This window comes from Phyllobacterium sp. LjRoot231 (genome assembly GCF_964253365.1).
Taxonomy (GTDB): Bacteria; Pseudomonadota; Alphaproteobacteria; order Rhizobiales; family Rhizobiaceae; genus Phyllobacterium.
In genome coordinates this window covers 17,967-41,433 of sequence record NZ_CAXUQT020000005.1, presented here as the reverse complement: position 1 = coordinate 41,433, position 23,467 = coordinate 17,967, and the positions used below count along the sequence as shown (strand labels likewise).

The 23,467-nt window shown below is 57.7% G+C and carries 24 protein-coding genes; 15 read left to right on the top strand and 9 right to left on the bottom strand.

Features of this window, described 5'->3' with window-relative positions; genetic code table 11:
* The first annotated feature begins 22 nt into the window (after positions 1-22).
* The 3 genes from ACSQ3H_RS31055 to ACSQ3H_RS31045 all read left to right on the top strand — a co-directional run bounded on the left by ACSQ3H_RS31055 (position 23) and on the right by ACSQ3H_RS31045 (position 3,130).
* Positions 23-1,243: an MFS transporter gene (locus ACSQ3H_RS31055; RefSeq protein ID WP_436120882.1), complete on the top strand. Its 1,221-nt coding sequence runs from the start codon at positions 23-25 to the stop codon at positions 1,241-1,243.
* Between the two features lie 202 nt (positions 1,244-1,445).
* On the top strand, positions 1,446-2,372 hold the full coding sequence (locus ACSQ3H_RS31050) for an ABC transporter ATP-binding protein (protein ID WP_436120881.1): 927 nt from the start codon (positions 1,446-1,448) through the stop codon (positions 2,370-2,372).
* Positions 2,369-3,130 carry an ABC transporter permease gene (locus tag ACSQ3H_RS31045; protein WP_436120880.1) on the top strand — a complete coding sequence of 254 codons (762 nt, stop codon included), beginning with the start codon at positions 2,369-2,371 and terminating at the stop codon, positions 3,128-3,130. The genes ACSQ3H_RS31050 and ACSQ3H_RS31045 overlap by 4 nt, the downstream gene beginning before the upstream one ends.
* Before the next feature lie 10 nt (positions 3,131-3,140).
* Here ACSQ3H_RS31045 and ACSQ3H_RS31040 read toward each other — a convergent pair whose 3' ends face one another.
* The 3 genes from ACSQ3H_RS31040 to ACSQ3H_RS31030 form a co-directional block, all read right to left on the bottom strand.
* Positions 3,141-3,575: a TA system VapC family ribonuclease toxin gene (locus tag ACSQ3H_RS31040; protein ID WP_436120879.1), complete on the bottom strand. Its 435-nt coding sequence runs from the start codon at positions 3,573-3,575 to the stop codon at positions 3,141-3,143.
* Positions 3,575-3,802, bottom strand: coding sequence for a CopG family transcriptional regulator (locus ACSQ3H_RS31035; RefSeq protein WP_436120878.1), 228 nt, complete (start codon positions 3,800-3,802; stop codon positions 3,575-3,577). Before ACSQ3H_RS31035 ends, ACSQ3H_RS31040 begins: the two co-directional genes overlap by 1 nt.
* Before the next feature lie 76 nt (positions 3,803-3,878).
* Positions 3,879-4,331, bottom strand: a complete 453-nt coding sequence (locus tag ACSQ3H_RS31030) for a MarR family winged helix-turn-helix transcriptional regulator (RefSeq protein ID WP_436120877.1) — start codon at positions 4,329-4,331, stop codon at positions 3,879-3,881.
* 78 nt (positions 4,332-4,409) lie between these two features.
* Between ACSQ3H_RS31030 and hmgA the strand changes: the two genes are divergently transcribed.
* Genes hmgA through maiA form a run of 3 tightly spaced genes read left to right on the top strand, consistent with a single transcriptional unit; the run spans position 4,410 to position 7,383 of the window.
* Positions 4,410-5,723: a homogentisate 1,2-dioxygenase gene (gene hmgA / locus ACSQ3H_RS31025; RefSeq protein WP_436120876.1), complete on the top strand. Its 1,314-nt coding sequence runs from the start codon at positions 4,410-4,412 to the stop codon at positions 5,721-5,723.
* Positions 5,723-6,742, top strand: coding sequence for a fumarylacetoacetate hydrolase family protein (locus tag ACSQ3H_RS31020; RefSeq protein WP_436120875.1), 1,020 nt, complete (start codon positions 5,723-5,725; stop codon positions 6,740-6,742). Before hmgA ends, ACSQ3H_RS31020 begins: the two co-directional genes overlap by 1 nt.
* Positions 6,739-7,383 (top strand): maleylacetoacetate isomerase, encoded by a 645-nt coding sequence (maiA, locus tag ACSQ3H_RS31015; RefSeq protein WP_436120874.1) that lies wholly within the window; start codon positions 6,739-6,741, stop codon positions 7,381-7,383. The genes ACSQ3H_RS31020 and maiA overlap by 4 nt, the downstream gene beginning before the upstream one ends.
* 4 nt (positions 7,384-7,387) lie before the next feature.
* Here maiA and hppD read toward each other — a convergent pair whose 3' ends face one another.
* Positions 7,388-8,500, bottom strand: coding sequence for a 4-hydroxyphenylpyruvate dioxygenase (gene hppD, locus ACSQ3H_RS31010; protein ID WP_436120873.1), 1,113 nt, complete (start codon positions 8,498-8,500; stop codon positions 7,388-7,390).
* Between the two features lie 121 nt (positions 8,501-8,621).
* On the opposite strand from hppD, the gene ACSQ3H_RS31005 reads away from it, so the two are divergent.
* Positions 8,622-9,083, top strand: coding sequence for an Lrp/AsnC family transcriptional regulator (locus ACSQ3H_RS31005; protein WP_436120872.1), 462 nt, complete (start codon positions 8,622-8,624; stop codon positions 9,081-9,083).
* Positions 9,084-9,095: 12 nt separating this feature from the next.
* Here the strand turns inward: ACSQ3H_RS31005 and ACSQ3H_RS31000 are convergent, their stop codons facing one another.
* From ACSQ3H_RS31000 to ACSQ3H_RS30985, 4 genes are all read right to left on the bottom strand, one after another.
* The gene (locus ACSQ3H_RS31000; protein ID WP_436120871.1) at positions 9,096-9,440 is read right to left on the bottom strand and encodes a type II toxin-antitoxin system PemK/MazF family toxin; all 345 of its coding nucleotides are present in this window, start codon (positions 9,438-9,440) and stop codon (positions 9,096-9,098) included.
* Positions 9,427-9,645: an AbrB/MazE/SpoVT family DNA-binding domain-containing protein gene (locus ACSQ3H_RS30995; protein ID WP_436120870.1), complete on the bottom strand. Its 219-nt coding sequence runs from the start codon at positions 9,643-9,645 to the stop codon at positions 9,427-9,429. The genes ACSQ3H_RS31000 and ACSQ3H_RS30995 overlap by 14 nt, the downstream gene beginning before the upstream one ends.
* Before the next feature lie 66 nt (positions 9,646-9,711).
* Entirely contained in the window at positions 9,712-10,407 is a 696-nt protein-coding gene (gene pdeM, locus ACSQ3H_RS30990) for a ligase-associated DNA damage response endonuclease PdeM (protein WP_436121105.1), read from the bottom strand.
* Between the two features lie 17 nt (positions 10,408-10,424).
* Positions 10,425-12,944 carry a ligase-associated DNA damage response DEXH box helicase gene (locus tag ACSQ3H_RS30985; RefSeq protein ID WP_436120869.1) on the bottom strand — a complete coding sequence of 840 codons (2,520 nt, stop codon included), beginning with the start codon at positions 12,942-12,944 and terminating at the stop codon, positions 10,425-10,427.
* A 277-nt stretch (positions 12,945-13,221) separates the two neighbouring features.
* Here ACSQ3H_RS30985 and ACSQ3H_RS30980 point away from each other — a divergent pair, with 277 nt between their 5' ends.
* From ACSQ3H_RS30980 to ACSQ3H_RS30945, 8 genes are all read left to right on the top strand, one after another.
* Entirely contained in the window at positions 13,222-14,238 is a 1,017-nt protein-coding gene (locus ACSQ3H_RS30980; protein ID WP_436120868.1) for a ligase-associated DNA damage response exonuclease, read from the top strand.
* Positions 14,238-15,863, top strand: coding sequence for a cisplatin damage response ATP-dependent DNA ligase (locus tag ACSQ3H_RS30975; RefSeq protein ID WP_436120867.1), 1,626 nt, complete (start codon positions 14,238-14,240; stop codon positions 15,861-15,863). Before ACSQ3H_RS30980 ends, ACSQ3H_RS30975 begins: the two co-directional genes overlap by 1 nt.
* Before the next feature lie 283 nt (positions 15,864-16,146).
* A complete protein-coding gene (locus ACSQ3H_RS30970; RefSeq protein ID WP_436120866.1) occupies positions 16,147-17,745 on the top strand; it encodes a peptide ABC transporter substrate-binding protein in 1,599 nt (532 codons plus the stop codon).
* Between the two features lie 414 nt (positions 17,746-18,159).
* Complete coding sequence (oppB, locus tag ACSQ3H_RS30965) at positions 18,160-19,083, top strand: oligopeptide ABC transporter permease OppB (protein WP_436120865.1); 924 nt, start codon at positions 18,160-18,162, stop codon at positions 19,081-19,083.
* Entirely contained in the window at positions 19,076-20,215 is a 1,140-nt protein-coding gene (locus ACSQ3H_RS30960) for an ABC transporter permease (protein ID WP_436120864.1), read from the top strand. The genes oppB and ACSQ3H_RS30960 overlap by 8 nt, the downstream gene beginning before the upstream one ends.
* A 1-nt stretch (position 20,216) precedes the next feature.
* On the top strand, positions 20,217-21,818 hold the full coding sequence (locus tag ACSQ3H_RS30955) for an ABC transporter ATP-binding protein (RefSeq protein ID WP_436120863.1): 1,602 nt from the start codon (positions 20,217-20,219) through the stop codon (positions 21,816-21,818).
* Between the two features lie 77 nt (positions 21,819-21,895).
* Positions 21,896-22,135: a type II toxin-antitoxin system VapB family antitoxin gene (locus ACSQ3H_RS30950; protein ID WP_436120862.1), complete on the top strand. Its 240-nt coding sequence runs from the start codon at positions 21,896-21,898 to the stop codon at positions 22,133-22,135.
* On the top strand, positions 22,132-22,530 hold the full coding sequence (locus ACSQ3H_RS30945; protein ID WP_436120861.1) for a type II toxin-antitoxin system VapC family toxin: 399 nt from the start codon (positions 22,132-22,134) through the stop codon (positions 22,528-22,530). Before ACSQ3H_RS30950 ends, ACSQ3H_RS30945 begins: the two co-directional genes overlap by 4 nt.
* Position 22,531: 1 nt before the next feature.
* Here ACSQ3H_RS30945 and ACSQ3H_RS30940 read toward each other — a convergent pair whose 3' ends face one another.
* Positions 22,532-23,467, bottom strand: a complete 936-nt coding sequence (locus ACSQ3H_RS30940; RefSeq protein ID WP_436120860.1) for a carbohydrate kinase family protein — start codon at positions 23,465-23,467, stop codon at positions 22,532-22,534.

Sequence of the window (23,467 nt, the reverse complement as noted above, 5' to 3'; positions counted from 1 at the left end):
CTTTCTATGATGGAAACGCCTCATGACCGACACCGCCTTGCCCGCCCAGCGTAGCTCCGCTGAAACAACCGTCTTTGCCATCATTTTTGCAGTCAGCTTCTGCCATTTTCTCAATGACATGATGCAATCGCTGCTTGCGGCCATCTATCCGATGCTCAAGCAGAATTACGGTTTGAACTTCAAGCAGATCGGCTTTCTCACGCTGACGTTCCAGGTTACCGCTTCGCTGCTGCAGCCCGTCGTCGGCACCTGTACCGACAAGCGCCCCATGCCCTATTCGCTCCCCGTTGGCATGGCGTTCTCGCTGGTTGGGCTCGGCCTGCTTTCCATCGCGACCCATTATGTCATGCTGCTCGCCGGCGCCGCTTTCATCGGTATCGGTTCGTCGATCTTCCATCCGGAATCGTCGCGGGTGGCTCGTCTCGCCTCGGGCGGACGACATGGCCTGGCGCAGTCGTTCTTTCAGGTCGGCGGAAATTTTGGTACCGCTCTCGGCCCTTTGCTCGCTGCCTTCATCGTTCTGCCACGCGGCCAGCAAAGCATTGCCTGGTTCTCCGCTGCCGCACTGATCGGCATGATCATCCTCTATCAGGTCGGCAGCTGGTACCAGCGCTATCGCATCGCCAATGCCAACAGAGCAGCTGCCAGCAAGGTGCTGAAGCTGCCACGCAAAAAGGTGATCACATCGCTGCTGATCCTGACGCTGCTTGTTTTCACCAAAAACATCTACCTTGCCAGCATCTCCAGTTATTACACGTTCTATGTGATCCACAAATTCGGCATTTCGGTGCAGCAATCGCAGATGATGTTGTTCCTGTTCCTCGGTGCTGCTGCTGTTGGCACGATCCTGGGCGGTCCCATCGGCGACAAGATCGGCACCAAAGCCGTCATCTGGTTCTCGATCCTCGGCGTTTTGCCGTTCACCCTCATGATGCCCTATGCGAACCTGTTGTGGACAGGCGTGCTCACAGTCTTCATCGGCTTCATCCTCTCGTCGGCCTTTCCCGCGATCGTGGTTTTTGCGCAGGAGCTGGTGCCCGGTCGGGTCGGCATGATCGCCGGCATCTTCTTTGGCTTTGCCTTCGGCATGGCCGGTATCGCCGCTGCGGTGCTTGGCTTCGTCGCCGATGCCAAGGGCATCGATTATGTCTATATGATCTGTTCCTACCTGCCGTTCCTGGGACTGTTGACGATCTTCCTGCCAAGCATGCGGGAAGTCCGGGGTGAACCGGCTACGGCCTGAACAACAAAAAGCCCGGCCATGTCCGGGCTTTTTGTTGACTGCTTCCAGACTGGTCATACATGCTGACGTTAATTGTCAGGAATGCCGGTTTGTAAAACGATATCTAACCCCATATAAGGAACACCATTCTCGAGGGCGCCCCGCGCCTCAAGATTTGTTCCACCAGATACGTCCAGACCGAAATTCCTTTCCAGGTAAATTCATGTCCTCAGCTATCTCTGTCTCCAGCCTTTACAAAACCTACTCAACCGGTTTCGAAGCGCTGAAGAACATCAATCTCGACATTCGCCATGGTGAGATATTCGCGCTGCTCGGGCCAAACGGCGCAGGCAAGACCACGCTGATCTCGACGATTTGCGGTATCGTCAATCCAACCTCGGGAACGATCCTTGCCGACGGCCACGATATCATCAAGGAATATCGCGCGGCGCGTAGCAAGATCGGCCTCGTGCCACAGGAACTGACGACGGATGCCTTCGAGACGGTCTGGAATACCGTCAGTTTCAGTCGCGGCCTCTTCGGGAAACCGGCCAAACCGGCGCATATCGAAAAGATCCTGAAAGAGCTCTCCCTTTGGGACAAGAAGGATTCGAAGATCATCACGCTTTCCGGTGGCATGAAGCGCCGCGTGATGATCGCCAAGGCATTGTCGCATGAACCGGAAATCCTTTTTCTGGATGAGCCCACCGCCGGCGTCGATGTCGAACTCAGGCGCGACATGTGGAATGTTGTGCGGGCGCTGCGCGAATCCGGTGTCACCATCATCCTGACCACACACTATATCGAAGAAGCCCAGCAAATGGCCGATCGCATCGGCGTCATCAGCCATGGTGAGATCATTCTCGTGGAAGAGAAGGCGGAGTTGATGCGCTCGCTCGGCAAGAAGAACCTGCGCCTGTTTCTTCAGGAAAAACGCGATTCAGTACCGGAGGTGTTGTCCAAATATGAACTGGAGTTGTCGCCCGACGGCTGCGAGCTGATCTATCACTACGACACCCAAAAGGACCGTACGGGGATTACAGCCCTGCTGAAAGACCTCGACAAGGCTGGCGTCCGCTTCAAGGATATCCAGACACGCGAAAGTTCGCTCGAGGAAATCTTCGTGAACCTCGTGAGGGAACGCAAATGAACCTCTATGCCATCAAGGCGATCTACCTGTTCGAGATGCACCGCACCTGGCGCACGATCATGCAGAGCGTCATCTCGCCGGTCATTTCCACAAGCCTCTATTTCGTCGTATTCGGCTCGGCCATCGGCGGGCGTATTCCGGAAATCAGTGGCGTCAGCTATGGCGCGTTCATCGTACCAGGCCTGATCATGCTGTCGCTCCTGACGCAGAGCATTTCGAACGCGTCCTTCGGCATCTATTTTCCCAAATTCGTCGGCACGATCTACGAGCTTCTGTCGGCACCCGTCTCCTATATGGAGATCGTCATCGCCTATGTCGGGGCCGCCGCGACCAAGTCGATCATTCTTGGCGTCATCATCCTGGCGACGGCCGCATTGTTCGTGCCACTCCGGATCGACCATCCCTTCATGATGCTGCTTTTCCTGGTTTTGACAGCCGTTACCTTCAGCCTGTTCGGCTTCATCATCGGCATCTGGGCGGACGGGTTCGAAAAGCTGCAACTCGTGCCGCTGATGATCATCACGCCGCTCACCTTCCTTGGGGGCAGCTTCTATTCCATCGAGATGCTGCCGCCCTTCTGGCAGACCGTGACACTGTTCAATCCGGTGGTCTACCTGATCAGCGGTTTCCGCTGGAGCTTCTTCAGCCTCTCGGATGTACATATTGGCACGAGCCTCGCCATGACGGCGGTGTTCCTCATCGCCTGCATTCTGATCCTGCGCTGGATCTTCAAGACTGGGTATCGGTTGAAGAGTTAGGGTGGCGGGATTACAATTCGATAAGGTGAAGGTTATCTTTTCCACCGGGCACAGCATCAGTCACCAAGCGCCGGTCAAAAGTTGCCAACTGGCCATTATTGGACCTCGCAAGTGCAAGAAGGTAGGTGTCCGTAACCTGACTTGAGGTTAGCAGTCGCGACTGGTCTATCAGGTCTGAACTCATAAGGCTGATACTGTCGGCCCAGAACCGATGCCCGGGTCTGGACGTAAATACTGCAAACAGTGATGCAATTGCAGCTGGAGAACCGGGGGAATTCCGGTAGCGCGGGTCGCCGACAATGCGAATGACACCATTCTCCGTGACGGGACAAGTGGCCCAAGCGGATTGACCAATCTCAGCAAACCAATTGTGCGCGGAACCGTGATGAATATGTGCTGGATCAAACAGCGCAATCAGGACATTGACGTCGAGCAAAAATGCCATCAGGGCAATTCATCGCGCAACTGATTGACGAATTCCATCGTAACGGGGGTTCCATCCTTCACGGCCAGCAGCGGCACGCCGTTGCGTTCGCTTCTGCTGGTAACTGGCGCCTGCAGAGATTTACGGGCAAGCATTGAGATGACCTCACCGATCGTCTTGTTTTGACGCTCTGCCAAACCCTTGGCCGCTGCAAGCACGTCGTCATCAATAGCCAGCGTCGTTCGCATATTCATCTCCAATCATCACGCATCAAACATCACGCATCATATAATCTCTCGGCGACCAATATCAAGTTCACAGCTGCTACCAGTAGTAATTTTCCAAAGCCGACAATCCTGCTTTCAGCTCCTTCTCGCCTCGCGGGCCTAGATGTGAGAGCAACTCAGCCTCGAATTGATGCGCAACCTTGGCAAGCTCAGTATACGCCTTGCGCCCGGCGGACGTGAGTTCCAGATTCTCGATGCGCCGGTCGATGTCGTCGCGCTTGCGCCGCAGCCAGCGACGCTGCTCCAGGGCGAACACCGCCCGCGAGACCTTGGTCTTGTGCATCGAGGAATGCGAGCCGATGGCAGTTGCTGTCAGTGTGCCGAACTGCCCGAGGGTCGCCAGCGTGCGCCATTCCGGCCGCGTTAACCCGTACTGATCGCGATAGAGGCTCGCGAACCGTTGGCTTACAGCTTCAGCGGCCTTGTTCAGCCGGTAGGGGATGAAATCCTCCAGAATGAGTGGCGGTGTTTCCGTTGTCTCATCATCCATTGCAGCGAAATCTCCCTTTGCAGTTGATAGTTACAAAATAGATCGTCACAATTGCAACTATTATCGGGAGGTACTGCCATGACCCTTCACTACATGCCTGGCTTCGGCAATGATTTCGAAACAGAGTCCCTGGCTGGCGCCTTGCCGCAGGGCCAAAACTCGCCGCAGCGCTGTGCCTATGGGCTCTACGCCGAGCAGTTATCCGGTTCGCCTTTCACTGCACCGCGCGGCATTAACGAGCGTTCCTGGCTCTACCGGATACGCCCCTCGGTTAAACACAGCGGCCGTTTTAGACCGGCAAAGCGCGAACATTGGAAAACCGCGCCCAATCTCGATGACCATGAACTGCCTATCGGCCAATTACGCTGGAACCCGACGCCCATGCCGAAGGATCCAACGAATTTCATCGATGGTATCCGCTCCATGACCACAGCGGGCGACGTCCATGGCCAGGCGGGCATGGCGGCGCATGTCTATGCGTTCAACCGCGATATGGAAGACGACTATTTTTTCAACGCCGATGGCGAAATGCTGCTGGTGCCGGAAAGGGGCAGGCTTCGTATCTTCACCGAGATGGGCATCATCGAAATCGAGCCTTCGGAAATCTGCGTCATCCCGCGCGGCATGATGTTCAAGGTAGCGGCCGTTGACGGCGAGGCGCGAGGCTATATCTGCGAGAATTACGGCGCGAAATTCTCGCTGCCGGATCGCGGCCCGATCGGCGCCAATTGCCTTGCCAATCCGCGTGATTTCAAAACGCCTGTTGCAGCCTTCGAGGAGAAGGAAACGCCCTGCCGCCTCCATGTCAAATGGTGCGGCAAGTTCTATGAGACCACACTCGATCATTCGCCTCTCGATGTGGTTGCATGGCACGGCAATTATGCGCCTTACAAATATGATCTGCGCACGTTCTCACCCGTCGGCGCCATCCTGTTCGATCACCCCGATCCGTCGATCTTCACCGTGCTGACCGCCCCCTCCGGCGAAGAGGGTACGGCAAATGTTGATTTCGTGATTTTCCCGCCGCGCTGGCTGGTGGCCGAGCACAGTTTCCGCCCACCCTGGTACCATCGCAATATCATGTCGGAATTCATGGGGCTGGTATATGGTCAATACGACGCCAAGGAGGAGGGGTTCGTGCCAGGTGGCATGAGCCTGCACAATATGATGCTGGCACATGGTCCCGACGCGATGGGTTTCAACAAGGCTTCGACGGTGGAGCTCAAGCCGCAACGCCTGGAAAACACCATGGCTTTCATGTTCGAGACACGTTTCCCGCAACATCTGACTCGCTTTGCCGCGGAACTGGAATCGCTGCAAGATAACTATGCCGATTGCTGGAAAGACCTGAAGAAGCGATTCAACGGAACGCCTGAGGGAGATTGGTCCTGATGAAACTCGCCTCGTTGAACAATGGCACACGCGATGGAAAGCTCGTACTCGTTTCGCGCGACCTGACCCAGTACACCGACGCTTCATTTCTCGCGCCGACCCTGCAATCGGCGCTCGACAACTGGGCGCGTATCGCTCCGCATCTGGAAGCGCTTGGCAAAAGCCTTGAGCTCGGCGCTGTCCCCACCGAACGCTTTCACGAACATGATGCCCTATCACCACTGCCGCGCGCCTATCAGTGGGCGGATGGTTCGGCCTATGTCAACCATGTCGAACTGGTGCGCAAGGCACGTGGCGCCGGGATGCCGGAAAGTTTCTGGACCGATCCGCTAATCTACCAGGGTGGCTCCGACAGTTTTCTCGGGCCTCGCGAACCGATCCGCATGGCGGATGAATCCTATGGCATCGACATGGAGGGCGAGGTTGCTGTCATCATCGATGAGGTGCCGATGGGTGCAAGTGTCAATGAGGCAGGTGATGCGATCCGCCTTATCATGCTGGTCAACGATGTCAGTCTGCGCGGACTCATTCCGGCGGAACTCGCCAAAGGCTTCGGCTTTTTCCAGTCCAAACCATCATCGGCGTTTTCGCCCGTTGCCGTGACACCTGATGAACTGGGCGATGCCTGGGATAGCGGCAAGGTGCACCTGCCACTCCATGTCGATCTCAATGCCAAACCCTTCGGCCGCGCCAATGCCGGTATCGACATGACCTTCGATTTTCCAACGCTGATCGCCCATGCCGCCAAGACACGATCGCTCGGTGCCGGGACGATCATCGGCTCCGGTACCGTCTCCAACAAGCTGGATGGCGGACCAGGCAAACCGGTCGAGGAAGGCGGCGTGGGCTACTCCTGCATTGCCGAAGTCCGCATGATCGAGACCATCAATGAAGGCGCTCCGCAGACGCCGTTCTTACGTTTCGGCGATCTCGTGCGGATCGAGATGAAGGATGCCTACGGCCATTCGATCTTCGGTGCCATCGAGCAGCAGGTAATCAATTATGGACGTGAAGCATGAACGGCATCATCCTTTACGACTACTGGCGCTCATCCGCCAGCTATCGGGTGCGCATAGCGCTCAATCGTCTCGGTCTCGAATATGAAACCGTACCGGTCAATCTTCTGAAGGACGAGCATAAGGGCGCTGACAATCTCAGCCGCAATCCGCAAGGCCTCGTGCCGACGCTTGCAATGGATGGGCGGATGATGACCCAGTCGCTGGCGATCATCGAGTATCTCGACGAGATTTACGTGGATGCCGGCTTTCTGCCGCAGGACCCGGCAGGGCGACAAAGGGTGAGGGCACTTTCTTATGCCATCGCCATGGAAGTCCATCCGGTTTGCAACATGGGCGTGACGGCCCATGTCCTGCTTTTGACCCAAGGTGGCGACACGGTCCGCATCGCCTGGATGCGCAAGTTCATCGCCGAGGGCCTTTCCGCATTCGAGGCCATGCTGCACCATCCGGATACGGGAAAATTCTGCCACGGCGACGCGCCTGGCATGGCGGATTTCTGTCTCGTGCCGCAGGTCTACAATGCCAAGCGCTGGGGTGTGAAAACCGGCAACCTCAAACGCATCACTGCCATCGTGAAACGGTGCAGGGCGATCGGCGCGTTCGCAGCGGCGCATCCGGACAAAGTGAAACCAGAAGTGTAGTTGCTTACTCCGCCGCCTCGATTTTTATCACACCGCGGCGGATTTGATCCTCCTCGATCGACTCGAACAGAGCGCGGAAATTGCCCTCGCCAAAACCCTCGTCACCCTTGCGCTGGATGAATTCGAAGAAGATCGGCCCGATCACCGTCTTGGAGAATATCTGCAAGAGGATCTTGGTCATGCCGCCATCGACAACGCCTTCGCCATCGATGAGAATTCCGTGCTTCTTCATACGATCGATTGGTTCCTCATGGCCGTTTACGCGGCTCTGCGATTTCTCGTAATAGGTTTCCGGCGGACCGGGCATGAATTTCAGCCCGTTGTCAGCAAGCCTGTCGGTGGCGTCATAGATCGCTTCCGTCCCGACAGCGATGTGCTGGATGCCTTCGCCCTTGTACTTGCGCAAGTATTCCTCGATCTGGCTCTTGTCGTCCGTCGATTCATTCAACGGGATGCGGATTTTGCCGCAAGGCGAGGTGATCGCGCGCGAAACCAGACCGGTAAACTTGCCGGCAATGTCGAAGAAATGGATTTGCTTGAAGCCGAACAGCTCACGATAGAACGCCCACCATTTGTCCATATTGCCGCGATAGACATTATGGGTGAGGTGGTCGAGATAATAGAAGCCTACGCCTTCCGGCTTCGGGTCACGCTCGCCCAGCCATTCGAACTCCGTATTATAGACCGAGCCCTTGTCGCCATAGGTTTCGATGAAATACAGCACCGATCCGCCGATACCGACGATCGCTGGAACGTCCAGCGTCTTGTCGTTGCTCTCATAAGGCGCCGCGCCTTTTGCCACCGCGTGGTTGAAGGCATGTTTGGCATCGACCACACGCCAGGCCATCGAAGGCGCGCATGGGCCGTGCTTTTCGACAAATTTCGTGGCGTGAGAACCTGGCTCGGCATTGAGGATGTAATTGATGTCGCCTTGCCGCCACACCGTTATCTTCTTGGTCTTGTGACGGGCCACAGGCACATAACCCATACGGGCAAAGAGCTCTTCAAGCTTTTCGGGCTCTGGGTGCGAGAATTCGACGAACTCGAATCCATCCGTACCGGCGGGGTTGTCCTTGCTGATTACAGCCTTCGGTGCATCGTGCGGAAACGGGCCCATATCATCCTCCATTCATGTACTACCATTATCGCGCAAACCGCCTGCAATGTGCTTGCATTTCAACGCTCCGCAGGCGTATATTCTGCATGTTTCGTGCGAATATTTGGCATAAGGTGCATGAATGGCCCAACTCGACCCATCTGACCGCAAAATACTCATCAGTCTGCAAGAAGATGGCCGACTGACGAACAACGAGCTTTCCGAACGGATCAACCTCTCGCCGTCGCAGTGCTCACGTCGTCGTACGCGGCTGGAGGAAGAGGGGTATATTCGCGGCTACCGGGCGGAGATCGACCGGGAAAAGCTCGGTCTCGGCATCGTCAACATCATCTCGGTAACCCTTGCGACCCACAACCGGGACAACGCCCAGCGCTTTTCGGAACTGATCTCGAAACTGCCGCAGGTCATGGAAGCCCACGCTCTGACTGGAGAGATGGATTATTTCATCAAGGTGGTGACGCCGGATCTGCGCGGACTTTCGACATTCGTGAATGAGGTTCTGCTGCCGCATGAATCCGTCCAGCATGTCAAAACAGCCATCGTACTCGATACGTTGAAGGAAGACGGACGTCTGCCGATATGAATAGCTCGACGGCTAAGAAACGATAGATAAGTTTGCTTTTACCCTTTGTATGACCTGCTCAAGGGTAGTTCTCGTCACCTGCCCGAGCTTATCGGCGTGCGAGGCTTTAATCGTGGCGATCTTGACCGGACGTATGACCGAGGGCGCGGGTAGACCAGTATCGCGATGGGCCGGGATTGGAACATCGCCAGCCCAAGATCTGTTTCCTGCGCTGGTAATCATCAATACCCAGAGAAGTTCCGCATCATTGCCGATCGCTCCGTCAGTGATGACCAGAGCTGGCCTATGTTGGCGGGTATTGCGATCGGTATAGGGAAACGGAACGCGGACGATATCTCCCGCCTTAAAGGTCAGCATAGGCGTTTCTGTCGGCTTCGCTATCCCACTCCGAGAAGGTTGCAAACGGATCGTCGCCTTGCACGCTCGTCTCTGTCCGCATGAGGATCACGCGGCCGTCTTCGATCTTGTAGGCGATTTCGTCACCAGGCTTAAGGTTGAGCGCCATACGTACCGCCTGCGGTATCGTCGTCTGCGCCTTGCTGGTCATTTTGCTGGTAATCATGTGCAATCTCCTTGCGACCAAATGTAAGGAATTTCCTTACCAGCCGCAAGGGTCACGGGAGCAAATTTATAGGTAAAGCGCACTGCGAACCATCGGATAAACTCGTGCATGCCCGAGCATATACGCGGTGATTGTTTGCGCATCGAACAGTCCGTGAAACGCCCGGCCGAGAATGTTCATCCCGCCCGTATACGCACCGAACGCCGGCATGATCATGCGCGACTGGTCACTGACGAAGCAGCGCCGCTGCACCGCTTGCCCGCGCCGCACAACCTTGGCCGCCGGATGCAGGTGTCCAGCAATCTCACCGGGGCAGGGGGATTTCGATGGCTCATGCCGGAAGACGAGTTTCCCGAGCGCCAGCTCCGTGAATGTCTCGCCCGGCAGGTCCGCCGGATGATCGGGGTCGTGATTGCCGGTGATCCAGATCCACTCGCGTCCGGCCATCAGCGCGGCGAGTTCCGTCGCATAGAGCGCAGGCAGCCGTGCCGCGGCCTGGCCATCGTGGAAACTGTCGCCAAGACTGATGACGCAGGCGGGGTTATAGCGCGCAATGATCTTCGCAAGCGCGGCAAGCGTCGTCGCCGTGTCGTATGGCGGCAGCATCATGCCGCGCCGGGCAAACGACGAGCCTTTCTCGAAATGCAGGTCGGAGACGACGAGAATCCGGTCACGTTCGAGATAGAGCGCACCCGACGGATCGCAGACGGCCCTATGCCCGGCGACGGTCACTTCGGCCGCACCGTGCAAGGCTGTCTTGATCGTCTGGAATGCCACGTTCATTTATGGTCCATCATTTCCCGGGTCAACTCGTCGGCGATCTCTTCCAGAAGCGTCTCATGCGCTTCACCGGGAACACGTTCCTTGCCGATTTCCATCATGACAGGAACGGCAAAAGGCGAAATCTGGTCGAGGTTTTTGTGAACGATATGACCCTTGATTCGGCTCAGCATATCGCTAAGGCGCCGAATGTCGAGAAGGCCCGTTGCTGCATCGGCGCGCGTCGCCTGGATCAGGATATGATCGGGCTCGTGCTCGCGCAGCACGTCGTAGATCAGGTCGGTGGAAACCGTGACTTGCCGTCCGGACTTTTCCTGTCCTGGATGGCGCTTTTCGACCAGTCCTGAGATCAACGCGCAATTGCGGAAGGTGCGCTTCAGCATGAAGCTCTCCGACAGCCAGGCTTCGAGATCGTCGCCCAGCATATCCTCGTCGAAGAGCTCCGACAGCGGCAGTTCACCATTTTTGAACATCCGCCCCATATCGCGCAAGCCCCAGATCGATACGGCATAGTCCGTGGCGATAAAGCCGAGTGGCCTTGCCTTGGCGCGTTCCAGCCGCCGGGTGAGCAGCATGCCGAGCGTCTGATGTGCCAGCCTGCCCTCGAACGGATAGGTCACCATGTAGGATCGCTCGCCGCGCGGGAAGGTTTCGACAAGCAGGCTGCCCGGCTGCGGCAGTACGGATTTTTCTTTCTGGATACGAAGCCAGTCGCTGACCTGATCGGGCAGGGCGCCCCAGCGATCCGGATCGGCCAGTATGCCGCGCACCTGGTCGGCAAGATAAGTGGTCAGAGGGAACTTGCCGCCCGCATAGGATGGTATCTTGGCATCGAACCCTTCCGCATTTGTGACAATGCATTCGTTCTCGCGAATACCTTCGAAGCGCAGCACACGGCCAGAAAAGAAGAAGGTCTCGCCCGGGCTCAGGCTCTCGACGAAGTATTCTTCGACTTTGCCGAGTATTGGGTCACCGCGTACATTCGCGCCTTTGCCGCGCTGGCGGGTCAGCCGCACATTGAGTGACGGCGCCTCAATGATGGTGCCGACATTCAGCCTGTACTGTTGGGCAAAGCGCGGGTGGGTCACGCGCCAAGTCCCGTCCAAGGTCTGGCGTATCTTGGCGAAGCGCTCATAGCTTTTCAGCGCATACCCGCCGGTCGCGACGAAATCTATGATGCGATCGAACGTGTCGCGTGGCAGCGCAGCATAGGGCAGGGCGGTGGTGACTTCCGCATAGAGATCGTCGGCGCGGAAAGGCTCGGCGCAGGCCATGCCGAGCACATGCTGCGCCAGCACGTCGAGTGATCCGTCACCCAGAGGCGGCGTATCCTGCGCACCGATATAATTGGCGTCGAGCGCCGCCTGGCACTCCATCACTTCGAAGCGGTTGGCCGGAACGAGGATGGCGCGCGAGGGTTCGTCCATGCGGTGATTGGAGCGGCCGATACGCTGCGCGAGGCGGCTGGCGCCCTTGGGTGCGCCGACATGGATGACGAGATCGACATCGCCCCAGTCGATGCCGAGATCGAGCGTTGACGTGGCGACCACGGCCCGCAAGGCGTTGACGGCCATGGCCTGTTCCACCTTGCGGCGCTTGGCAACATCGAGCGAGCCGTGATGCAGCGCGATCGGCAGATTGTCATCATTCGCCATCCACAGATCATGGAACAGCCTCTCGGCCTGACTGCGCGTATTGACGAAGATCAGTGTCGTGCCATGCCGCTTGATTGCATCGTAAATACCCGGCAGAGCGTAGACCGCCGAATGCCCGGCCCATGGCACGTGATCGTCCGAATCAAGGATGGTGATATGGGGCTTTGCCCCGCCTTCCACGGTGACAAGACTGGCCATGGGCGCATCGCCGGACTGCGGCAACAGCCAGCGCCGCAGCGCGTCCGGATCGGCGACCGTGGCGGAAAGGCCGATTGTCTGCAATCCCGGCTGTAAACGCCGCAGTCTTGCCAATCCGAGAGACAACAGGTGGCCCCGCTTGGACGTAACGAGGGAATGCAACTCATCGAAGATCACATAACGCAAATCCTCGAAAAACCGCCCGGCATCCTTGGCCGCGATCAGCAGCGCCAGCTGTTCCGGCGTCGTCAGCAATATATCTGGTGGCGCCAGTTTCTGCCGCTGCCGTTTGTAGGCGGGCGTATCGCCGGTGCGGGTCTCAAGCGAGATATCCAGTCCCATCTCCGAGATGGGCTTTTCAAGGTTGCGATGAATATCGACCGCCAGCGCCTTCAGGGGGGAAATGTACAACGTGTGGATGCCGCGGCTCGCCGCATTGCTTTTGCCGCGCTGGGCGAGCTCGACGAGGGCCGGCAGAAACCCGGCCAATGTCTTGCCCGCGCCAGTCGGTGCTATCAGTAATGCGGAAAGTCCCTGCTGAGCCTCTTCCAGCAGTTCCAGTTGATGCGCACGCGGCGACCAGCCCTTGGCCTGAAACCAGTTCAGGAAAGGCAAGGGCAGAAGAGGGGTGCCGATCTCGGCGACGGGTGCATTGCTGGTGCTCACTCCAGCGAATGTAGTGGCACGGCTTCAATGCGCCAAGATATTCTTTGTCAGGATTGCGCGGAGCCAAATGCGGCCTATCTTCGTTAGGTCACAGGAGCTGTGAAAAGATTATGGCGCATCAGGTTAAGCCGAGACATTTCCGGCCTTTACCCTCCCCCAATGTGGGGAGGGTCGGACCGCAGGTCCGGGGTGGGGGGCATAGACGCACTTTCATCCCCCCACCCCGCTGCTTCGCAGCGACCCTCCCCACGTTGGGGGAGGGTGGAACTGTGCAGCCATGCTGAATCGTCCCGAATCCTTGCTGTGCTCCACACCGGCTGGGCTCTATTCGCCCGCCGGTGATTTCTATATCGATCCGGTGCGCCCGGTCGACCGGGCATTGATAACCCACGGCCACTCGGACCACGCGCGATCCGGCCATGGCAAGGTGATGGCGACGCAGCAGACGCTCGACATCATGGGCCTGCGCTATGGCACGAATTTCGCCGGCGAAACACAGGTTGCGGAACTCGGCAAATCCACCGGACTCAATGGTGTCAGCGTCAGTTTTCACCCGGCCGGCCATGTGCTCGGGTCTGCTCAGATTGCGGTCGAAAAGGATGGCATGCGCATCGTCGCTTCGGGCGATTACAAACGCCGCGCCGATCCAACGTGCCTCGGTTTCGAGCCTATCGTCTGCGATGTCTTCATCACCGAAGCTACCTTCGCGCTGCCTGTATTCCGCCATCCCGACAGCCGCGACGAGATCGCCAAGCTTTTGAAATCGGTCGAACAGTTCCCCGAACGCTCGCACCTCGTCGGCGCCTATGCGCTTGGCAAGGCGCAGCGTGTCATCCGCATGCTGCGCGACGCCGGTTACAGCCAGACAATCTACATTCACCGCGCATTGACCAAGCTTTGTGAGTATTATGAGACGCAGGGCGTCAGCCTCGGTCCGCTCGCCCCCGCGACCATCGAGACTGGCAGCGCCAGGGACTTTGCCGGCGCTATCGTCATCGGTCCGCCCTCGGCCTTTCTGGATCGCTGGGCGCGGCGCTTTCCCGATCCGGTCTCGTGCTTTGCCTCCGGCTGGATGCGAATCCGCCAGCGGGCGCGTCAGGGCGGTGTCGAACTGCCAATCATCCTTTCCGATCATTGCGACTGGGACGAACTGACCGGCACGGTCACCGAGCTCGGCCCTTCGCAGGTCTGGGTAACACACGGGCGCGAGGAAGCCCTGGTGCGCTGGTGCGACCTCAATGGTTTCGCCGCTCGTCCCCTGCATCTGGTCGGCTATGAGGACGAGGGCGATTGATGGAAGAATTCGCCGCACTTCTGGATCGCCTTGTTCTGACCCCGGCACGCAATGGCAAACTGACGCTGCTCGTCGATTATTTCCGCGACACGCCCGATCCGGATCGCGGCCTCGCGCTTGCGGCCATCACCGGCGATCTCGACATCGCCAATGTCAAGCCTGCGATGATCCGCGGCCTTATCGCCGAGCGCATCGATGAGCAGCTTTTCGCCTATTCCTATGATTACGTCGGCGATCTTGCCGAAACCATCTCGCTCGTCTGGTCCACGGACGAACCTGTCCGGGCAAATGCCGTGCCAACGCTCGGCGATATCGTCACCTCGCTGGAACGCGCCTCGCGCAGCGACGCCGTGCGGCTGGTTGAGCGATGGCTTGATCAGCTCGATGCATCCGCCCGTTATGCGCTGCTGAAGCTCGTCACCGGCGGCCTGCGCATCGGCGTTTCGGCGCGGCTTGCCAAACAGGCGCTGGCACAATTCGGCGAAGTCGATGTCACCGAGATCGAAGAGCTTTGGCATAGTCTCAGACCACCCTATCAACCGCTTTTCGCCTGGCTCGAAAAAAGCGCCGACAAGCCCGAAAGCCTTGGCTCCGCGCCGTTCCGTCCGGTCATGCTGTCGACGCCGCTCGAAGAACCGGACTACGCCAAAATCAATGCAGCGGATTACGCCGCCGAGTGGAAATGGGATGGCATCCGCGTGCAGCTGACCGCCGAGAATGGGCAGCGCCGTATCTATTCACGCACCGGCGACGACATCTCCACAGCCTTCCCCGATATCGCCGATTTCATGAGCTTCGAAGGCACGCTCGACGGCGAATTGCTCGTCGCGCGCAGCGTCGATACAGGTATCGAGATCGGCGCTTTCGGCGATTTGCAACAGCGCCTCAACCGCAAGAGCGTGTCCATCAAGCAGCTCGAAAGCCACCCGGCTTTTGTCCGGCTCTACGATCTGCTTTTTGATGGCAGCGACGACATCCGCGCCCTGCCATTCATGGAGCGCCGCAGCCGCCTTGAAACCTTCGTCAAACGGCTTGAGCCAACCCGCTTCGACCTTTCGCCGCTCGTACCCTTCGAGACTTTCGAAGACCTGGTGGAACTGCGCAAGAACCCGCCACATCCGATCATTGAAGGGCTGATGCTGAAGCAGCGCTCCTCCGCCTATGTGCCGGGTCGCCCCAAGGGCCCGTGGTTCAAGTGGAAGCGTGATCCTTTCGTCATCGATGCCGTGCTCGTCTATGCCCAGCGCGGCCACGGCAAGCGTTCGAGCTACTATTCGGATTATACTTTCGCCGTCTGGACAGGACCGGAAACCGAGCCGCATTTGGTCCCGGTCGGCAAGGCCTATTTCGGCTTTACTGACGAGGAACTGAAACAGCTCGACGCCTACGTACGCAACAACACGACGGAGCGCTTCGGCCCAGTGCGCTCCGTGCGCGCCGAGCCAGAACATGGCCTGGTGCTGGAAGTCGCCTTTGAAGGGCTCAATCGCTCGAAGCGGCACAAATCGGGCGTCGCCATGCGTTTTCCGCGCATTTCGCGCCTGCGCTGGGACAAGCCGCCCATCGAAGCCGACCGGCTGGAAACCTTGGAGGCCTTGCTCCGCGATGCGGAAACAGCAGATTGATCTCTTGCGTCCTGGCACTCTTTGGAGAACTCCAAACCGAGTTTCACCCAGTTTTCCACATATTCCGTTACGATTGTCATACCAGCATAAAGTAGCGCATTTTCCGTGAAGAACGCCGTAAAAAGGCGCTTTGGTCCATATAGTGCAACATTTCGTTGACGTTCCCGTAACCCCCCTCACGAAAAAATATTACGACGAAAGCATTAGCCCCTGCTTGCGTTTGCGAAAATTTTGGCATTTGTTCATGCCTTCGCAATTCTCTTAGAGGGGAAGGAAAATAAAAATGACCTTTACGAAACTCAATCTCCGCGCGGCTTTGCTGCTCGGATCGCTGATGCTGGGAGCAAGTCCCGCATTGGCAGAAATGGTGCTCCATCGTGGCAATAGCGGCGAGCCGCAAACCCTCGACCAGTCGCAGACGTCCATCGACATTGAAGCTTTCATCGTCAAGGATCTTTACGAGGGCCTGACCGTCTATGACGCCAACGGCAAGATCGTGCCGGGCGCAGCAGAAAGCTGGACCGTCTCGGATGACGGCACCGTCTACACGTTCAAGATCCGCGACAACGCCAAGTGGTCCGACGGATCGCCAGTGGTTGCAGAAGACTTCATCTTCTCGATGCGCCGCGTCGAAGATCCGAAGACCGCCGCTGGCTATGCGAACATTCTCTATCCAATCAAGAATGCCGAACAGATCAACAAGGGAAAAGTGCCGGTCGATCAGCTTGGGATGAAGGCCGTCAACGACAAGACGCTTGAAATTACACTGGAGCGTCCGACCCCGTTCTTCATCGAACTTCTGTCGCACCAGACAGCGCTGCCGATCAACAAGGCAAGTTTCGAAAAGAACGGCGCTGACTTCGTCAAGCCAGGCAAGCTCATCGGCAATGGCGCATTCAAGCTCACCGAACATGTGCCGAATGATCACCTGACTGTGGTCAAGAATGAAAATTACTGGGACGCTGCCAACGTCAAGCTCGACAAGGTCATCTTCTATCCGCAGGAAGACCAGGCTGCAGCCGTGCGCCGTTATGAGGCCGGCGAACTCGATCTCGTCTACAACTTCTCCACCGATCAGATCGATCGTCTGCGCAAGGCGGATCCGAAACAGGTTCATGTGACGCCTGCCTTCGCGACATACTACTACCCCTTCGACACGCGCACGGAACCATTCAATGATGTCCGTGTCCGCCGCGCCCTGTCCATGTCGGTTGATCGCGATTTCCTCTCGCATGATATTTTCAACGACTCGAAGATGCCTATCTATTCGCTGGTGCCTCCGGGCCTCGAAAACTATGGCGAACCGTCGAAGGCCGATTTTGCCGGCATGTCCCAGCTTGACCGCGAAGACAAGGCAGTGGAGCTGATGAAGGAAGCCGGATATGGCGAGGGCGGCAAGCCTTTGAATATCGAGATCCGCTACAACACCAACCCTAACCACCAGAAAGCTGCGACTGCCGTTGCCGACATGTGGAAGAAGACGTTCGGCGCCAATGTAACGCTGATGAATCTCGATATCAGCGCGCACTACGCCTACCTGCAGGAAGGCGGCAAATTCAATGTCGCACGCGCCGGTTGGACGGCCGACTATGCCGATGCGGAAAACTTCCTCAACCTCAACGTCAGCAGCAACAAGACCTTCAATTACGGACATTATGAAAATCCGGAATTCGATGCGCTGATGAAGAAGTCCTATGAAGAACGCGATCCTGCGGCCCGCTCCAAGACCCTGCACGAGGCCGAAGCAATTCTCATGCGCGACCAGCCGATTGCCCCGCTGGTCAACGACGCCAATTTCTGGCTCGTTGCTGCCAAGGTCCAGGGTTGGGGTGACAATGGCAACAATGAACATCTGAGCAAGTATTTGAGCATCAAGGAATAGACTGAATGTGCGCAATCCGGATTCATCCGGGTTGCGCATTTCCGTTTGCTCAGGCCCATGTTTTCGCTTTCCGCCTGCCAATGTCCGATCGGGATTTTGCTCCCGCCGTTTCTCGTATGAGAGCGGCGAATGGAATTTCTTGAACTTTGCAACGGAACGCAGTCTTCTGGGGATTGATCGTGTGAGCGCGCCTGACTCCCCCGGCCGAGCGGTTCGACACTGCAGCTTGCAGCCGTTTCGGCGTCCGGAGGATATGGTCTTTTCGCCCGCCTACTTTGTCGCAAAGGACTTGAAAATGGATAAACATTTCCATCGCCTTCGCTTCTCGTATCCGAACGAAAAGCCTCATACCATTTCGACCAGATTAATGAGTCCTGACCCTAACGGGCACGTCAACAGGAAGAGTTAAACTCGATGTTCCATTTTGTTCTTCGCCGTTTGGCGAGTGCAGTGCCGACACTGTTCATTGTCGTCACGCTATCCTTCTTCCTCATGCGCTTTGCGCCCGGAGGACCCTTCAATCTGGAACGGCCCCTGCCTCCCGCGACGATGGAAAACCTGATGAAGGCCTACCATCTCGATCAGCCGCTGTGGAACCAGTATCTGCAATATCTGAAAAATGCCGTCACCGGCGATTTTGGCCCAAGCTATATCTACAAGGACAACACCATCGCCGAACTGATCGGCAAGGGCCTGCCCTACTCGATAACACTTGGCTCCTACGCACTGTTACTTGCGCTTTTTGGCGGCGTCATCATCGGCACGATCGCCGCCCTCCGGCAGAACAGCTTTCTCGATTTCCTCATCATGTCCATCGCAACCGTCGGCGTTACCGTACCGAACTTCGTCGTCGGGCCGGTGCTCACATTGGTTTTCGCTGTGCTCCTCTCCCTTCTGCCAGCGGGCGGTTGGGGCGACGGCTCCTGGCGCTTTCTTATCCTGCCCATGATTGCACTTGCCCTGCCGCAGCTCGCCGTCTTTGCCCGGTTGACGCGCGGCTCGATGATCGAGGGACTGCATACGGATCACATCCGGACAGCCCGCGCCTATGGACTACCGCCACGCGTGGTTGTCATCACCCACGCAATGCGGGGTGCGCTGCTTCCGGTGGTTTCATATCTTGCACCGTGCGCCGCAGCTCTGCTGACAGGCTCGGCCGTCGTTGAATCGATTTTCACCATTCCCGGTGTCGGACGCTATTTCGTTCTCGGCGCCATCAACCGCGACTATACGCTCGTCATGGGAACTGTCGTTCTCGTTGCGATCTTCGTCATCATCTTCAATCTTCTGGTCGATATTCTCTACGGCCTTCTCGATCCGAGGGTTCGCCATGACTGATCTGACCGGTATTCCCACCACAATCATCCCGCCGGACGAATCCAAAGGGCGCAGTCTGTTTCAGCTCGCGGTCATCCGGTTCCGCCGCAACTATGCGGCCATGGCCGGCTGCGTGGTGCTGTTGCTGATTACTGTTTTTTCCTTCTTTGGCCCTTACGTTATCAGCCATAAATACGACGAGGTGTTTCCTTCCTACGTCAACGTGCCGCCAAGTCTGGAACCTCTGCCCAAAGCCTCCACGCTGGGCGATGTCATGAAGGGCGTCGCAGATCGCGCCCGCGTCGAACTGCGAGAGTTTGCCGTGGACGGCAATACGTTTACCGCGACCATCCACTCGGACAAGGCCATCGATCCGCGCTCGACCCGTTATTTCGATCGCGCCAACGAGTTCGACAACACGCAGGTCACCGCCACCGAAGAGGACGGCAAGACGCTGAAACTGACCGGCGACGTCAAGCGCGAATATTTCCTTTTCGGCACCGATCAGAATGGCCGCGACCTGATGGCCCGCGTCATGCTCGGCGGTCAGATCTCGCTCACGATTGGCTGCCTCGCCAGCCTTGTTTCGCTGGTCATTGGCGTCATCTACGGCGCTATCTCCGGTTACCTCGGAGGGCGCGTCGACAATGTCATGATGCGCCTCATAGAAATCCTCTATTCGCTGCCTTTCGTCTTCCTGGTTGTAGTGCTCGTCGTGTTTTTCGGGCGGAGTTTCATCCTGATCTTCCTGGTGATCGGTGCAGTCGAGTGGCTGGACATGGCGCGTATTGTCCGCGGTCAGACGCTCGCTTTGAAGCGACGTGAATTCATCGGAGCGGCACAGGCCCTTGGGTTGACGGACTGGCAGATTATTCGGCGCCACATCATCCCGAACACGATCGGGCCAGTCGTTATTTTCGTCACGGTGGTTGTGCCGAAAGTCATCCTGCTCGAAAGCTTCCTTTCCTTCCTCGGACTGGGCGTGCAGGAGCCATTGACCAGTTGGGGTGCACTGATCTCGGCGGGCGCGGATAAAATGCAATCCTCACCGTGGTATCTGATTTTCCCCGCTATCTTCTTCGTCGTTACGCTGTTTTCGTTGAATTTCATCGGCGACGGACTACGCGACGCACTGGACCCGAAGGACCGCTAAGATGGATATGCAAGCCAATGTATTGTCCGTACGCGGCCTCAAGGTCGACTTCACCACGCCGGATGGCGACGTGAAGGCGGTCAAGGGTATCGACCTCGACGTGAAACCGGGCGAGACGCTTGCCGTCGTCGGCGAATCCGGCTCCGGCAAGAGCCAGACCATGATGGGAATCATGGGCCTCCTCGCCAATAATGGCCGCGTTGCCGGCTCAGCGAAATATCGCGGCAAGGAGCTGATCGGACTACCGCTCAAGGGCCTTAATGAAGTGCGCGGCGCGAAGATCACCATGATATTCCAGGAGCCTATGACTTCGCTCGATCCGCTTTATACGATCGGGCGGCAGATCGCCGAGCCTATTGTTCACCACAGGGGCGTCACCTTCAAACAGGCCAAGATTCGTGTGCTCGAATTGCTCAACCTCGTCGGCATTCCCGATCCCGAGCGGCGCATCAACTCTTATCCGCATGAAATGTCCGGCGGCCAGCGACAGCGCGTCATGATCGCCATGGCGCTCGCCAATGAGCCGGATTTGCTGATCGCTGATGAGCCGACGACGGCCCTCGATGTGACCATCCAGGCGCAGATCCTCGATCTGCTGCGTGATCTGCAGAAGCGCTTTGGCATGGCGATCGTTCTCATCACCCACGATCTTGGCATCGTCAAACATTTCGCCGATCGTGTGGTCGTCATGCGCCGCGGCGAAGTGGTCGAGCGGGGCAGCATAGAGGAAATCTTCGAGCACCCGAAGGAAGACTATACGAAGATGCTGCTCGCGGCCGAGCCGAGTGGTAGCAAGGAGCCGCCGCCCGACAGCGCTCCGATCATCCTCGAAGGCCGCAACGTCGCCGTGGATTTCGCCATAGGCGGCGGATTCTTCACCAAGGCGAACAAGCTTTTCCGCGCCGTCGATGGCGTTACGGTCCGGCTGAAACAGGGTCAGACCATCGGCATTGTCGGCGAGTCCGGTTCTGGAAAATCAACGCTTGGGCGGGCGCTTCTAAGACTTCTGCCCAGCAGCGGTCACTTTCATTTCGGCGACAAGAACATCTCGAATTTCGACCGCTCGGCCATGCGGCCGCTGCGTAGGGAACTGCAACTCGTGTTCCAGGATCCCTATGGCTCGCTCTCGCCGCGCCAGACGGTTGGCGAGATCATCACTGAGGGCCTGCTCATCCACGAGCCGCAATTGTCACGCGCCGAACGGGACAGGCGCGCCATAGCCGCGCTGAAGGAAGTCGGGCTCGATCCGGCCGCTCGCAACCGTTATCCGCATGAATTCTCCGGTGGTCAGCGTCAGCGCATCGCCATCGCCCGCGCCATGATCCTGAAACCGAAAGTGGTCATTCTCGACGAGCCGACCTCGGCGCTCGATCGTTCGGTGCAGGGTCAGGTGATCGAACTCCTGCGCGACCTGCAGGAAAAGCACGGCCTCTCTTATATTTTCATCAGCCACGATCTGGCGGTGATCAAGGCCATGTCCGATTATGTGATCGTGATGAAGAACGGCAAGATCGTCGAGGAGGGCAAGACCGAGGATATCTTCGACACCCCGCATCACATCTATACCAAGACGCTGATGGCTGCCGCGTTCGATCTGGAGTGATCAGCTCTTGCATTGCATCGGGAAAGAACCCATTTTATAGACAGTTTCGTCTATACGTATAGACACGGAGTTATAGAATGGCTTTTTCCATAAAAGACAAAGCGACTGACGAAGCCGTCAGGCGCTTGGCAAAACTAAAAAATACCAGCCTGACGGAGGCCATTCGCGAAGCCGTCGTGCATGAGTATGATCGTATCGCGGACAAAACACCCCTGCTAGACAAGTTGGCCGAGATATCCGCTCGTTACAGGTCCTATCCAAAGACCGGCCTTGAAGCGGATAAAGCGTTTTTCGATGATCTTTCTGGTAACGAATGATATTCGTCGACGCCTCCGCAATAATTTCGATCCTCGATGAAGAAGCCGATGCCTCGTCACTGGCCGTCCGCGTGGCAGGAGCCTCAACGGTATTTGTCTCACCGATGGCCCTCTATGAAGCCGTAACTGGTCTCGCCCGAAAGCGGGTGTGTCCCATTGATGAAGCGCAGGAAATGGTCGATGATTTTACGACCGCCACTCAGGCGCAGATCGTGGAGATCACCGCCGAAATCGGCAGGGATGCCGTCAAGGCATTCAACACGTTCGGTCGTGGCCGCCACAAGGCCGCCCTCAATATGGGTGATTGCTTCGCCTATGCCTGTGCAAAGGCGCACAACGTGCCCTTATTGTTCAAAGGCAACGAATTTCCCTTTACCGATATCGAAATCGCCTGATCTATCCGAGCTCGTTCCGCCACGGTGGATTGGCGCCTGCGCGTGAGACTGTGACCGCCGCCGCCTTGACACCCAATGTCAAGGCATTGCGGATCTGCGCTTCGGTCAGCGTGGTCAGGGCGGATTTCACCAGCACTCCCGCCTCCTGCAGCGAGGTCAGGACGCCGGCGGTAAACGTATCGCCGGCGCCGACCGTATCGACAACCGGCACGCGCTGTGCCGCGACGTGAACGGTAAGGTCGGCGCTATAGCCGGTCACGCCGTCGGCCCCGTGGGTGACGAGGATCAGCTTCGGCCCCTGCTGCGTCGCCGGCACGATCCAGCGCCGGGCAATATCGTCCATCGTGCCGCTCTCGCCGAACCAGCGCATATCCTCATCGGAAATTTTGACGATGTCGGTCATGGCAATCATGCGGCGCATGCGGGCGAGATGCTTTTCCTTGTCCGGGATGAAGCCCGGCCGGATGTTGGGGTCGAGGATGATCACGCGCTTTTCGTGCTCGCGTGCCATCAGCGCCTCATAGGTCGAGCCGCATGGTTCCGGGATCAGGCTGATCGCGCCGAACTGCAGCGCCGTGACATTGTCATCGAGCGTCGGCAGATGTTCGATCGCGAGTGAGCGCCCGGCGCTGTTCTCGTCGTAGAACATGTAGCTCGCCTGGCCATCGGTCAGGCGCACGAAAGCCAGCGTCGTCGGCAGCGGTGAAATATGGGCGTAGCGCGTGCCGACATAGTTGGCGGTGAGACTGTCAAGCAGCATCTGGCCGAAGAAATCCGACGATATGCCCGAGAAGAATTCGGTCGGAACGCCAAGCCGCCCCAGCGCGATCGCCGTATTGAACACGGCGCCGCCGACATAGGGCGCAAAGGCAGGTTCGCCGGCGTCGCTCGTCCGCTGCAGCATGTCGATCAGGGCTTCTCCGCAACATAAAATCAT

Excerpts from the sequence above, each read along its gene's own strand:
- ACSQ3H_RS30970 (WP_436120866.1), top strand. The coding sequence starts at position 16,147 with ATGACCTTTACGAAACTCAATCTCCGCGCGGCTTTGCTGCTCGGATCG.
- ACSQ3H_RS31055 (WP_436120882.1), top strand. The coding sequence starts at position 23 with ATGACCGACACCGCCTTGCCCGCCCAGCGTAGCTCCGCTGAAACAACC.
- ACSQ3H_RS30960 (WP_436120864.1), top strand. The coding sequence starts at position 19,076 with ATGACTGATCTGACCGGTATTCCCACCACAATCATCCCGCCGGACGAA.
- ACSQ3H_RS30955 (WP_436120863.1), top strand. The coding sequence starts at position 20,217 with ATGGATATGCAAGCCAATGTATTGTCCGTACGCGGCCTCAAGGTCGAC.
- maiA (WP_436120874.1), top strand. The coding sequence starts at position 6,739 with ATGAACGGCATCATCCTTTACGACTACTGGCGCTCATCCGCCAGCTAT.
- hppD (WP_436120873.1), bottom strand. The coding sequence starts at position 8,500 with ATGGGCCCGTTTCCGCACGATGCACCGAAGGCTGTAATCAGCAAGGAC.
- ACSQ3H_RS31030 (WP_436120877.1), bottom strand. The coding sequence starts at position 4,331 with ATGGATGATGAGACAACGGAAACACCGCCACTCATTCTGGAGGATTTC.
- ACSQ3H_RS30945 (WP_436120861.1), top strand. The coding sequence starts at position 22,132 with ATGATATTCGTCGACGCCTCCGCAATAATTTCGATCCTCGATGAAGAA.
- ACSQ3H_RS30975 (WP_436120867.1), top strand. The coding sequence starts at position 14,238 with ATGGAAGAATTCGCCGCACTTCTGGATCGCCTTGTTCTGACCCCGGCA.
- ACSQ3H_RS30995 (WP_436120870.1), bottom strand. The coding sequence starts at position 9,645 with ATGATTACCAGCAAAATGACCAGCAAGGCGCAGACGACGATACCGCAG.
- ACSQ3H_RS30940 (WP_436120860.1), bottom strand. The coding sequence starts at position 23,467 with ATGATTTTATGTTGCGGAGAAGCCCTGATCGACATGCTGCAGCGGACG.
- oppB (WP_436120865.1), top strand. The coding sequence starts at position 18,160 with ATGTTCCATTTTGTTCTTCGCCGTTTGGCGAGTGCAGTGCCGACACTG.
- ACSQ3H_RS30980 (WP_436120868.1), top strand. The coding sequence starts at position 13,222 with ATGCTGAATCGTCCCGAATCCTTGCTGTGCTCCACACCGGCTGGGCTC.
- ACSQ3H_RS31035 (WP_436120878.1), bottom strand. The coding sequence starts at position 3,802 with ATGCGAACGACGCTGGCTATTGATGACGACGTGCTTGCAGCGGCCAAG.
- ACSQ3H_RS31040 (WP_436120879.1), bottom strand. The coding sequence starts at position 3,575 with ATGGCATTTTTGCTCGACGTCAATGTCCTGATTGCGCTGTTTGATCCA.
- ACSQ3H_RS30950 (WP_436120862.1), top strand. The coding sequence starts at position 21,896 with ATGGCTTTTTCCATAAAAGACAAAGCGACTGACGAAGCCGTCAGGCGC.
- ACSQ3H_RS31005 (WP_436120872.1), top strand. The coding sequence starts at position 8,622 with ATGGCCCAACTCGACCCATCTGACCGCAAAATACTCATCAGTCTGCAA.
- ACSQ3H_RS31045 (WP_436120880.1), top strand. The coding sequence starts at position 2,369 with ATGAACCTCTATGCCATCAAGGCGATCTACCTGTTCGAGATGCACCGC.
- ACSQ3H_RS31050 (WP_436120881.1), top strand. The coding sequence starts at position 1,446 with ATGTCCTCAGCTATCTCTGTCTCCAGCCTTTACAAAACCTACTCAACC.
- ACSQ3H_RS31020 (WP_436120875.1), top strand. The coding sequence starts at position 5,723 with ATGAAACTCGCCTCGTTGAACAATGGCACACGCGATGGAAAGCTCGTA.
- hmgA (WP_436120876.1), top strand. The coding sequence starts at position 4,410 with ATGACCCTTCACTACATGCCTGGCTTCGGCAATGATTTCGAAACAGAG.
- ACSQ3H_RS31000 (WP_436120871.1), bottom strand. The coding sequence starts at position 9,440 with ATGCTGACCTTTAAGGCGGGAGATATCGTCCGCGTTCCGTTTCCCTAT.